An 11874-nucleotide genomic window follows, 5' to 3' on the forward strand; every position below is an offset into this window, starting at 1 on the left:
AACCTTATTAGCGCGTAACTACAAATATTTCCGTAACCATCCAATTGTTATTTCATAGAATGCATTTTTTACTTTTGCAAAGAAACTTCCTTCCTGAATATTCATTCCGGCAAAAACTGGTTTTTCCAGAAGAATCTTTTTATCTTCTAAAATTTGAATAACACCAACTGATTGCCCAGAAACGATGGGGGCTTTCAATGGACCATGATATTTAATTTTTGCTTTAACATTTACTTTTTTTTCATTCGAAAGCATAAAACTTATTGGTGTTTTAACAATGAGTGGAACAAAATTTTTCTTACCACCGTAAACAGAAGCACGACCAACCGTTTCTTCTTTTGTGAAAATTGTTTTGAGATCAAATGCCGTCATCCCCCATTGAAGAATGCGTTCTATTTCTTTTGTATATTTTTTACCATCTTGCAAACCATTGATTGCTAAAAAAAGACGTCGATGATTTTTAGAAATGGTGGCAACCATTGAAAAACCTTCTTTTTCACTGTAGCCAAAACCAAATCCTTCTACACCAATTTCCTTAGAAATAAGAGGGTTTTTATTACGTTGAAAAATATTATTCCATGTAAAATGAGGCTCACAATAAAGTGCATAATAATCCGGATATTCCTGAACAATATGACGTGCTAATATAATCATATCACGCACAGTTACAAATTGTCCCTCTTCGGGTAGCCCTGTAGCATTAACAAAATGACTCTGAGATAATCCGATTATTTTTGCGCGCTGATTCATCAGTTTTACAAAATGATCTTCATGTCCTGATATTCCTTCAGCAAGAATAATAGCAGCATCATTTCCATTCACAATAATTAAACCACGTAAAAGATCAGAAACACTGATTTCTGTCTTTATCTTTGCAAACATAGTGGTTGTACCGGAAGGTGCTCCACCTTTGCGCCAAGCATTTTCACTGACCTTGAATTTCTGCGTACTTTTTAATAATCCTTTTTTTAATTGATGAAATACAACTTCTGCTGTCATCAATTTTACTAATGAAGCAGGAAAAAAAGGAATATCACTTTGTTTTTCATAAAGTATTGTCTCTGTATCATCATCGAGTAATAACAGTTGTGATGCGGGAGTTTGAAAATCTTGTGCTCTCCCCCACGTATCAAATGCCAATACTCCCCATAATATCAATAAGATCCTTAATGCTGTATACATAGCTGCTCCTCCCATCCCAAAGATCAACATAAAGAATCTTATATAGGAAAAAACTTTTTGATTTCTGAAAATTGAGGAATTATTTACAACTCATAAAAAGATTTTATTTTCATTTAGCTTTAGAAAAAATAATATGACACGTTTTTTATCTTCCATGTAGGTTCAATTTAACATTTTAAATGTATGAGAGACAAAAGATTTTTTCCTATTTTTATTGATAGTATTTTGATTTGTTATGATAAATTATCATTTTAAAATTGAAGCTAACTCAAAATACTGTAAGATTCTCTCATCCCCTCTTCTCATATTGAATTCATTAAAAATCGCTTACTTACGGGTCATAAGTAGGGTTCGTATATGGATAAAAATTATTAAAAAAGAGAGTAAAAATACTTCTTATAAACCTCTCAAGTGTTAAGAATTATCGCACAAAACATTGGGGGCTTGCAAAGTGTATGATGGTGTCGATTTATATCTTCATAAGAGTAAAGATGCTGATGTCTAAAGGCGTTAACAGTTATACCATTCACAGGCGCTGTCGCAAAATAGGCTTGTAGCGTGTTAAAGTATGTCTCTTTTAAATAAGTCCATGAATTGGCAATGTAAGTGTATTTTGTTTGAGACGCTCTGTTTTTCGTGAGGGAACTTACTCCATTAAAGAACATGATAAACAAAAGCATGAGATAATGCATAATCTTTTCATAAGATATTACCGTAGATACTTTAGAAAGATGCAAGGCCGAATCAAAAGAAAATATTTTTTTACTTGTTAAGCTTTTTATTCCTCTCAAATCGAGAGTACAAGTTGTTTTAGAGATTACACAAACAGACTGACACAATAATTTACCTTCGTCTAGCAAAAGCTATTACAGCAAGAAAAGTACACGCTTTATTAAGCAAGCAATATCATAAAACGACGAATAGACCAGCAATGGAGTGGAAAGGCCGTACTGAATTTATAATAATAGAACCCAACCACGCTTTTTGAAAAGGACAAAGCGCTTTAAGATAAAAATCCTACACTAAATCCGTAATTTCTTACCTTTTTTACTAGAAAATTATATAGATAAAAAATCAATGCATTTTTTCTTAAAACAGTTGTAGCCAATTAACCTTTGTTTTTTTGTTTAGCTTATTTATAGAAGCAACTTGATCGAATGGTATCGGCTTATCAACCATGATAGGACCAATTTCTGGCAATTTAACTGCAACAGTTTTATTACGTTGTTCTTGTTCAACAGCAGCTGCTTTAGCTAATTCTTTTTTGTTCCTTGTATTGCGCTGCTCTTTTAACAAAACAGTTTCTCTTTTTTTCGCAACATTTTCCGACGCTAATGAATATGGGGCAGCATTTCCAGGAGTATAAGAGGACATTAAATATGCAGCATCATAATAGCCAACAGGTGCTTCAGCAATATATTCTACTTTAACATCTGCGACCCCCCTATCTACATACCCCAATATTGCCGCAGCTTGCCTTGATAAATCAATGATTCTGTCTTTCATAAAAGGTCCGCGATCATTCACTCTAACAACGATTGAAGACCCATTTTTCAAATTAGTAACACGAGCATAGCTAGGTAAAGGCATTGTAGGATGAGCAGCAGTCAAAAGATTCATGTCATAAATTTCACCGTTGGCAGTTAAACGTCCATGAAAATCTGAACCATACCATGATGCTTCGCCAACACGTTTATAAGTTGGATCACTTTGAGGATAATACCACTTTCCTTTTATTTGATAAGGTTTACCAACAATCGCTCGTCCACGCTTTTTTTCTTCCGATTGATTCTTCTTATTAGATACTTGTTGAGGTAGTACAGAAGTGTTTACGTTAATTGGTTTATTATGATAGGAATCTTTTATTGAAAAATTCATAGTTTGGCTTGCGCAACAAGATACCAGTGACTGAGAAATGACGATCATAGAAAACAATTGAAGTGTTGGTTTAATCATAAAAGTAATTTTCTTTTTTCTATTTGAAGGCATCTATTCAGTCCACTTATTTCTGTTAAGTACTACTTGTAAAAACCACGTCACGCTTTTTGTACGCAACGGAAGAATTTACGTTTTTAAATGATTCCCCTCGCGCATATACCACTCTTGAATTGGCCCCTTCTATCAAGAAATTAACGTGTTGTTAACCTTTTTATGGTTTTCATACAAAATAAATGTACTATAGTAGATGTTAAAAAGATTAAAATTTAAACAAATCAACATCTTATAGAAAATTCATTTCATAATATAAGTGTGAATAAGTGGTGATTTTAGCAACTGTTTTGCGAATCATGTAATGCAGTGGGTATTAAAAACCACCTATGGATTGAGAAAATTAGAAACCGCATGTGCTGCCAACGCAGGTACAACCCTATCCGTAAGTTTGTTGAAAATGGAGACAGCATAGCACCGCTCTATTCCAAAAACAGCTGATAGAAAATGACAGACTATAGAATCGATAAAAACTTCAAAAAGAATCAAAACAAAAAAGATTCTTAAATTTTTTATAGCCTATTGATATTACTTAAATTTGGTGAGCGCGCAGGGATTCGAACCCTGGACCTACTGATTAAAAGTCAGTTGCTCTACCAGCTGAGCTACGCGCTCTCACACAAGCTATCTAGTTTGCAGAAAGTGAAGGGAACATACGGTTGACTTTCCATTTGGTCAACACCTTTTGGAAAAAATATTATTATTTTCTTCAGTTATCAATAATTTTCCGTTTTCGCCCCTTTACTTCATCATTGTATAAGTACTCTTTAATCTTCTTTTTGAAGTTTCAATAAAGGAAAAATTTCACTGCAAAATATTGCATAGATTCGAAGCGTTAAAATTATGAGCAATACCCCCTTCCCCTCACATGGGTTGTTGAGCATAATGGGTAGAGAAGAAAAAATACCTTTTATTATAATACTATTTTTATATCTTTATATTTTAGTGTTTAATTTTCAAATATGAATACAGCTTTATAAGATAATATATTGATTTATAATAATTTATTATTTTTCACTTGAGTGAGAAGTCTCAAATACTGTAAGCTTATCTCATTTCAAATCTTTTTTATATTGAAACAATAAAAAGCATTTTCTTGACCAATATAAGTGAGAGAATAAAACTATAAAAAAGAAATGAAAATACCTTTTATGCCTCCTTTCAATAATCAAAATTTATCGTAACATTAGGGTTCATGAAAATAGTATATAGCAGTTGACACGTTAGACCTGAAAATGGAACAATGAGCAACAATGGCATTTTGAGAGTATAATTTTATTTATGCATAATGAATATATAATGAAAGCCAATTTATCCTATAGAATAAAGTAGATATGAAGCAAAATTTAGTCTCATTGAAAATATCCCGAATGACTATAAATTGTGCTCACTATTAGAGCTGTAGATAATTTTACTAAGAATAAAAAAGCAGAAATAATATGCAGTATGTAAAATGATTTTAAATACCCATAGAGAGTTCTAAATATATAGAATGCCTTCTATTTAACTTTTTTATATCAGAAATTACAAAACATGTAGATATATTTTTAGAAGAAAAGGATAATACTGGTCATAAAATTTGGTGTTATATAATTCAGTCAGAACTATAAAGTATTTTATACATTATTTAATATTAATGTAGCTATATAGCTATATAAATAATAATTTAAATATATCTATAAATAAAAATATTGCTTTATTAAACGATAAGATCAAAAACAAAGAAAATAATTTTGATTTGGCGATAAAAATTGTAAAAGTGTTATATATACATGTATTTTTACTTTACTAATTTTTATTATTTTGATTGGAATATTGAATGCTAACATGTAAACAGTATGAGCTACTCTTGTTTATTCATAACCATATAAAAGAAACTGGTGTTCCTCCTTCTTTTGAAGAAATGAAAAATGCATTAGAGCTTTCTTCAAAGTCTGGTATTCATAAGCTCATTATAGCCTTAGAACAAAGAGGTTTTATACGTCGTTTGCCCAATCGTGCTCGTGCTGTGGAGGTGATTCGACTTCCTGAGAAAATAACATTTAACCTTTCTTTAGCACGTAAAATTTCTCCCAGTATAATAGAAAGAAATAAAAGGGAAATATCAAAAAGCTTGAGTCCCTTTGATGAAGAAGAAAAAAAAAAAATATCACCATTCCTATTATGGGACGTATTTCTGCAAGCGTACCCGCCTCTGCTATACTGCAACAAATAAACAGCCTTTCTCTTCCACTCGATATGGTTAATACAGGTGAGCACTACGCATTAGAAGTTAAAGATGATTCTATGATGGAGGCTGGTATCTTTGATAAAGATACGATCATTGTAAAACGTCAAAATACAGCAATAACAGGTGAAATTATTGTTGCGTTTATTGATAAAAAAGAAGCCACATTAAAACGTTATCGACGCAAAGGAGCTTCTATTGCATTAGAAGCCGCAAATCCTCATTATGAAGTACGGACATACGAATCCGAGCGTATAGAAATACAAGGAAAACTTACCGGACTTATTCGCAAATATTAAAAAATAAACCTTATAGTACGCGATAGATATCGCAATAAGAAGCTGTTGAGTATTTTTTTTATTGTGCCACACGCAATTGACTTCTTCTCCACAGCCAAAGGATGCCCCCAATTCGGTTTATAAACAATCCAGATCCTTATCGAGCAGGTTTCACTTTCCCTTCCCTCCATGTTCTTCACTTAATGCAAGGCTTGACAAGTAAGTTTTAAAATATTCACCACGTACTTTGAAAAGAACTTAAATGCTTTGAAGGAAGCTGTCTTATATCATCATCCTCAATAACGGAATTTTACGATATAATAAGACAAAATTGTATGCATGCATAAAAACACATAAAATTTTGTAGAAAAAAATCAAATAACTTTGTAACAGATTGTATTGCATAGGTATAAAAATAAAGAACATTATTTTTAAATTAATAAAAGCGTAACTCAATCATTCATAGTAATTGTAGGATCATCATGGTAGCACCTCGTATTAGTTTTGTCTCCCTCGGATGCCCAAAAGCACTCGTAGATTCTGAGCGAATTATTACACGCCTTCGCTCTGAAGGGTATGAGATTTCACGTCAACATCAAGGAGCTGATGTCGTTATTGTGAATACCTGTGGTTTTCTTGACTCGGCAAGGAGAGAATCATTAGCCAATATTGATGAAGCTCTTAAAAAAAATGGAAAAGTTATTGTAACAGGGTGTCTTGGTGCTGATCCTGATGCTATTCGCCAAACATATCCTAATGTATTGGCTATTACAAAACCGCAAGCTTATGAAAGCGTTATAGAAGCTGTTCATACAGCAATTCCTCCTGTTCATGATCCTTTTCTTGATTTAGTTCCTCCCCAAGGTATTCGTTTAACACCTCGCCATTACGCCTACTTAAAGATTTCTGAAGGATGCTCTAATCGGTGTAGTTTTTGTATCATCCCTACTTTGCGTGGTGATCTCACTTCACGTCCCATCAGCGATGTTCTTCGTGAAGCTGAAAAACTCGTGCAAGCGGGTGTAAAAGAACTTTTGGTTATTTCACAGGATACGAGTGCTTATGGTGTTGATCTTAAATATCTCGAAAATTCTTGGAAAGATCGTACAATCAAAACTAAATTCTTTGATCTTTGTCGCGAACTAGGCGATATGGGTATTTGGGTACGTATGCATTACGTTTATCCTTATCCCCATGTTGATGAAGTTATCGAACTTATGGCTGCAAAAAAAATTCTTCCTTATCTGGATATACCTTTTCAGCATGCATCACCAACTGTTTTGCGTCACATGAAGCGTCCCGCACTTATGGAAAAAACAAACCGTAAAATTGAAAAATGGCGGAAAATATGTCCAGATCTTACTTTGCGATCAACATTTATCGTTGGTTTTCCTGGTGAAACGAATGAAGATTTTAATATACTTCTAGAATGGCTAGAAGAAGCAAAAATTGAACGCGCGGGGTGCTTTAAATATGAAGAAGTAAAAGGAGCTGCCGCAAATGATTTGGGATTAGAAAATATTCCTGAAGAGGTGAAAGAAAACCGCTGGCATCGTTTTATGGCAAAACAACAACAAATTTCTACACATCTTTTAAAGAAAAAAATTGGAAAAAGACTCCGAGTGCTTATCGATGAAAGTCAAGGAAAAGTTGCCAAAGGACGTAGTCAGTACGATGCTCCAGAAATAGATGGTGTTGTCCATATATCATCACGACGCCCACTGCGTGTTGGTGAATTTGTCACCGTTAAAATCGAACAATCGGATGCCTATGACCTTTATGGTATAGCAGTTTAAAAATTTAACTCCTTCCCTGTCCTCAATGATGAAGATTTCTATCAGCATTGGTTTATAAAAAAGCGATTTTTCATAACAAGAACCGATCATGTAACTCACTTCATGAGAATTTACGAGCAATCCTTACTCTGAGTGTTTGCTATACACTCCCAAAATACCAAGCAGTTATATATTCTCTTAATTTAATGCCTTAAATGACGGTGACGGCGGCGCAACAGAATAAAATAAAATCCACAAGGTACACCATTTTTAATTAACAAAAGAGCAAATCGACAATCGTACTATTTTCCTATTTTTGATATTGCGACAGTCATTGGTTAGTGAAAGGAAACTTTTTTCAAGAGTGTTTTATGCACACAAGAATTTCCTTTGTGATATGCAAACGGATATTTTTTATGGAAGCAATATAAGAGAATTTGAAACAAAACAATCTGACGATATTTAAATGAAAAAAATAAATTATCATTATAAATAAGTATCTTATCTTAAACTCTTTAAACTTATTTTTAAAATATCTAATTTTTATTAACACGTTTTAAAATCAAAGAATTTCTTATCAAGCAAATGACTTGGGCGTACATTTGTTAAAGCGCGAATCATCGTATCTTTACGTCCTGGCATTTGTCTTTCTATATTTTTCAGCATTTCTTTCATTGCATTACGTTGTAATCCATCTTGACTACCGCAAAGATTACAAGGAATAATTGGAAATTGCATTTCTTGAGAAAATTTTTCCATATCTTCCTCAGCAGCATAAACAAGAGGACGTAATACAAAAAGATCTCCTTCATCATTTTTAAGTTTTCCAGGCATGGCAGCTAATCGGCCACCGTGAAACAAATTCATAAAAAATGTTTCTAAAACATCATCACGATGATGACCTAAAACTAATGCAGAACATCCCTCTTCACGTGCAATACGATAGAGATTACCACGTCGTAATCGAGAACAAAGTGAACAATATGTCTGCGACTCTGCCAATTTATCTGTAACAATGGAATAAGTATCCTGATATTCAATACGATATGGAATTTTATAAGAACTTAAAAAGTCTGGAAGAATATGCTTAGGAAATCCTGGGTGCCCTTGATCAAGATTACAGGCTAGAATTTCAACGGATAAAAGACCTCGCCACTTTAAGTCTAAAAGAAGCGCTAATAAACCATAAGAGTCTTTTCCACCCGATAAAGCAACAAGCCATTTTTTCCCTGTAGAGAGCATAGAAAAATCATCCAAAGCTTGTCGCATATGACGTAAAAGTCGTTTGCGCAATTTATTAAATTCTACGCTTGAAGGAGCAACACGAAACATTGGATGACAATTATCTGCTTCGCTTATTAAAGGATCATCTCTCCCTTTGTTTTCTTCTATTGCCTGATATTCAACTGAAACATCATTCATAATACCATATCCTGCACAATAAACGGCTCGTTTTGCAAAGATAAAAACAAATATTAAAGCAAGCTTACATTTATGTTTTTTGAATTTATAAATTAGATACACAAAAAAGAAATGGAACTATACAAATTTATGACTATAAAACATAGCAATAAACTTAATATAGAACCATTTACAAAAAGAACTTATTAACTTCAAATATTGTAAGAATAACATAATATTTTGAAGTTATCATAATAGAAGAGAGAAACAATTTCTCTTACAGAAAAATTATCGAGAATAAAATTCAACAACCAGATTAGGTTCCATTTGCACAGCATAAGGAACATCTGCAAAAGCAGGAATACGTGTAAAGGTTGCTTTCATCTGTTTATGATCTGCTTCAATATAATCAGGGACATCACGTTCTGCCAATTGCACTGATTCTAACACTAAAACAAGTTGTTTCGATTTTTCCCGAACCTCAATAACATCACCGGGTTTACAACGATAAGATTGAATGTTTGTGCGCCGCCCATTGACATTAACATGACCGTGATTGATAAATTGGCGAGAAGCAAAAATCGTAGGTACGAATTTTGCACGATAAACAACAGCATCCAAACGTGATTCTAACAGACCGATAAGATTTTCACCAGTATCTCCCCGTCGACGAGCAGCTTCTTCATAGGTTTTATGAAATTGTTTTTCTGAAATATCTCCATAAAACCCTTTCAATTTCTGTTTAGCGCGCAACTGCACCCCATAGTCAGAAAGTTTTCCTTTACGACGCTGTCCATGCTGACCTGGACCATAATCACGACGATTGACAGGAGATTTTGGACGCCCCCAAATATTTTCTCCCATACGACGGTCAATTTTATACTTTGTTGTTTCGCGTTTACTCATCGCATTTCCTTATAAAATAAAACACGAGATCTTAAGACCCCAAGGAAACGCGCCCTCCTCTGCCTTTAAATACTAAAGACTGACAGAATACCTTAACATATCAATATGCAAAGTTATCCACGGGACACGTCAATTAATGCTATTTTCTTGAAAAAATAGCTAGATCATCATTATTGGTCTCGTAACCCAAAGTCAACTCCTTTCATGAGTTTTAAGCCAAATCCTTTAAACAAATTCTCCGTTAAAGAAGTGATATTTTTTGATGTCAACAACGCAAAATCTTGATATTTCTTTATATATTGATGGTGTATCTTTCCCGACAATGGTAATAAAGATCTGGTATGTTTGGCGATCGCTTTCGCCGGATCAATCCACTCAACGGACCATAAAGCATGTTCACGAAAGAAATTAATCAAAAAAGGATAATGTGTGCAGGCTAAAACAATAACATCCGTATATTGTCCATTTTTTTCCACAAAACATGGCAAGATTTCTTTTCTTAACTCTTCTGAATCGATAGATTTTCCCCGTAAATAATCTTCAGCAAGTCCAGCCAGCTTTTTACTTCCCACAAGCTGAACATGACACTGTCCAGCAAAAGAGTTAATTAATTCATTTGTATAAGCACGTTTAACTGTTCCAGGAGTCGCTAATACGGAAATAAAACCAGATTTTGTTTGTTCAGCAGCTGATTTAATTGCAGGAACCGTTCCTACAAAAGGGACATGAGGAAAATTCTGTCGTAAATCTGCTATCATCAGTGTAGAAACAGTGTTGCAAGCAATCACACATAAAGCTGGATTGTAACGTGTTAAAAGATTTGTAAAAATCTTCAAAATACGCTCTTTCAAAATATTTTCTTTCCAATTTCCATAAGGAAATCCTGCATCATCAGCAACATAGATAAATTGCATGTCGGGGATAAGAATACGCGCTTCCCTGAACACTGTTAAACCACCAATACCGCTATCAAAAAAAAGAACAGGTCGTTCATCCATTAGTTTTCACACTTATTTTTAATTTTTTTACGATCACGCTCTTCTGGTGCTCTACTCCCCCGTGGATATTGTGGCGAAAAATGATCCAAAGAAGATATAATGCCTCGCAATAAACGAACCTCAGGTTCACTAAAGTTAGCGCGCGTAAAAACAGAGCGCAAATTTGCAAGCATTACTTCTTTACGTTCTGGTGGTCTAAAATACCCACGGATATTCAAAGCCTCTTCTAACTGAGATAAAAAACCATGGAATATTGTTTTATTTGCAGGTTCCATCTCTGCTGCACGAAATGCCGTATCGCTGACATTCTCTAAACCAGCTTTCATCCATTCGTAAGACATTAAAAGAACCGCTTGCGCAATATTAAGTGACGCAAAAGCAGGATTAACTGGAAAAGTAATAATTTCATCAACAAGGCTGATTTCATCATTTTCTAGTCCCCATCTCTCTCTTCCAAAGACAATCCCAGTCTTATGTCCGATACTTTCACGCTGACGTAATACGCTTGCTGCTTCGACAGCACTTTTTACAGTTTTAAATCCACATCTTTCACGTGCTGTTGTGGCAAAAACATAGTGTAAATCTGCAATTGAATCACGCAATGTGTTAAAAATCACAGCATTGTTAATGACATGATCAGCTTTACTCGCAGCAGCTCTAGCTTTTTCATTTGGAAACATCTCTCGAGGATTGACTAATCGAAGCTTAGAAAGCCCAAAATTTGCCATTGCCCTTGCGACCATACCAATGTTTTCAGGAAGCTGCGGTTCAACTAAAATAATAATGGGACCATTTGTTAAATTTTCACGATTCCTATTCGTTCCTGCCATCAATTTTACCTAGTTTCACTTAAACTATCTCCCTCTCCACTATTTTTACGAAACCTTTTTCACAATACTCTAATGCTGTTTAATAATAACTTATAGATAATCTATCTTTTCATTCAAAGATAATAGTTTCTAAACCTAATAATAAATTTTAAAAGCCATTAAAGTGAACGATGGAATTTATAACAATTTATATAAGATATCGTAGCGTTTTTTACATCAATTTTATCTTTTTTAATAGGGAACAGCCCCTATAAATCATAATCTCAGTTGAATTATGAAATCATAAAT

General features: G+C 33.8%; 6 protein-coding genes, 1 tRNA gene and 2 pseudogenes. 2 read left to right on the forward strand and 7 right to left on the reverse strand.

What is annotated here, in order from left to right; all coding sequences use genetic code 11:
• Positions 1 to 18 precede the first annotated feature (18 nt).
• The 3 genes from ACFIK4_RS09930 to ACFIK4_RS09940 form a co-directional block, all read right to left on the reverse strand.
• Complete coding sequence (locus tag ACFIK4_RS09930; protein ID WP_375628125.1) at positions 19 to 1182, reverse strand: D-alanyl-D-alanine carboxypeptidase family protein; 1164 nt, start codon at positions 1180 to 1182, stop codon at positions 19 to 21.
• A gap of 1089 nt (positions 1183 to 2271) precedes the next feature.
• On the reverse strand, positions 2272 to 3171 hold the full coding sequence (locus ACFIK4_RS09935; protein ID WP_375610370.1) for a septal ring lytic transglycosylase RlpA family protein: 900 nt from the start codon (positions 3169 to 3171) through the stop codon (positions 2272 to 2274).
• A gap of 539 nt (positions 3172 to 3710) precedes the next feature.
• Positions 3711 to 3786: transfer RNA gene (locus ACFIK4_RS09940), tRNA-Lys, on the reverse strand.
• Between the two features lie 1204 nt (positions 3787 to 4990).
• On the opposite strand from ACFIK4_RS09940, the pseudogene lexA reads away from it, so the two are divergent.
• A pseudogene (gene lexA / locus ACFIK4_RS09945) lies at positions 4991 to 5697 on the forward strand (transcriptional repressor LexA).
• A gap of 461 nt (positions 5698 to 6158) precedes the next feature.
• The gene (gene rimO / locus ACFIK4_RS09950) at positions 6159 to 7472 is read left to right on the forward strand and encodes a 30S ribosomal protein S12 methylthiotransferase RimO (protein ID WP_375611919.1); all 1314 of its coding nucleotides are present in this window, start codon (positions 6159 to 6161) and stop codon (positions 7470 to 7472) included.
• Between the two features lie 525 nt (positions 7473 to 7997).
• Here the strand turns inward: rimO and ttcA are convergent.
• The 4 genes and pseudogenes from ttcA to ACFIK4_RS09970 form a co-directional block, all read right to left on the reverse strand.
• A complete protein-coding gene (gene ttcA / locus ACFIK4_RS09955; protein ID WP_375628128.1) occupies positions 7998 to 8873 on the reverse strand; it encodes a tRNA 2-thiocytidine(32) synthetase TtcA in 876 nt (291 codons plus the stop codon).
• 267 nt (positions 8874 to 9140) lie between these two features.
• Positions 9141 to 9758: a 30S ribosomal protein S4 gene (gene rpsD, locus ACFIK4_RS09960; RefSeq protein ID WP_273722651.1), complete on the reverse strand. Its 618-nt coding sequence runs from the start codon at positions 9756 to 9758 to the stop codon at positions 9141 to 9143.
• A gap of 170 nt (positions 9759 to 9928) precedes the next feature.
• Positions 9929 to 10756 carry a glutamate racemase gene (gene murI / locus ACFIK4_RS09965; protein ID WP_375628129.1) on the reverse strand — a complete coding sequence of 276 codons (828 nt, stop codon included), beginning with the start codon at positions 10754 to 10756 and terminating at the stop codon, positions 9929 to 9931.
• Positions 10749 to 11586, reverse strand: a pseudogene (locus ACFIK4_RS09970) (RNA methyltransferase). The gene murI and the pseudogene ACFIK4_RS09970 overlap by 8 nt, the downstream one beginning before the upstream one ends.
• Positions 11587 to 11874: the final 288 nt, after the last annotated feature.

This window comes from Bartonella sp. AP9QHHD (assembly GCF_042195625.1).
In the GTDB taxonomy this organism is placed as follows: domain Bacteria; phylum Pseudomonadota; class Alphaproteobacteria; order Rhizobiales; family Rhizobiaceae; genus Bartonella.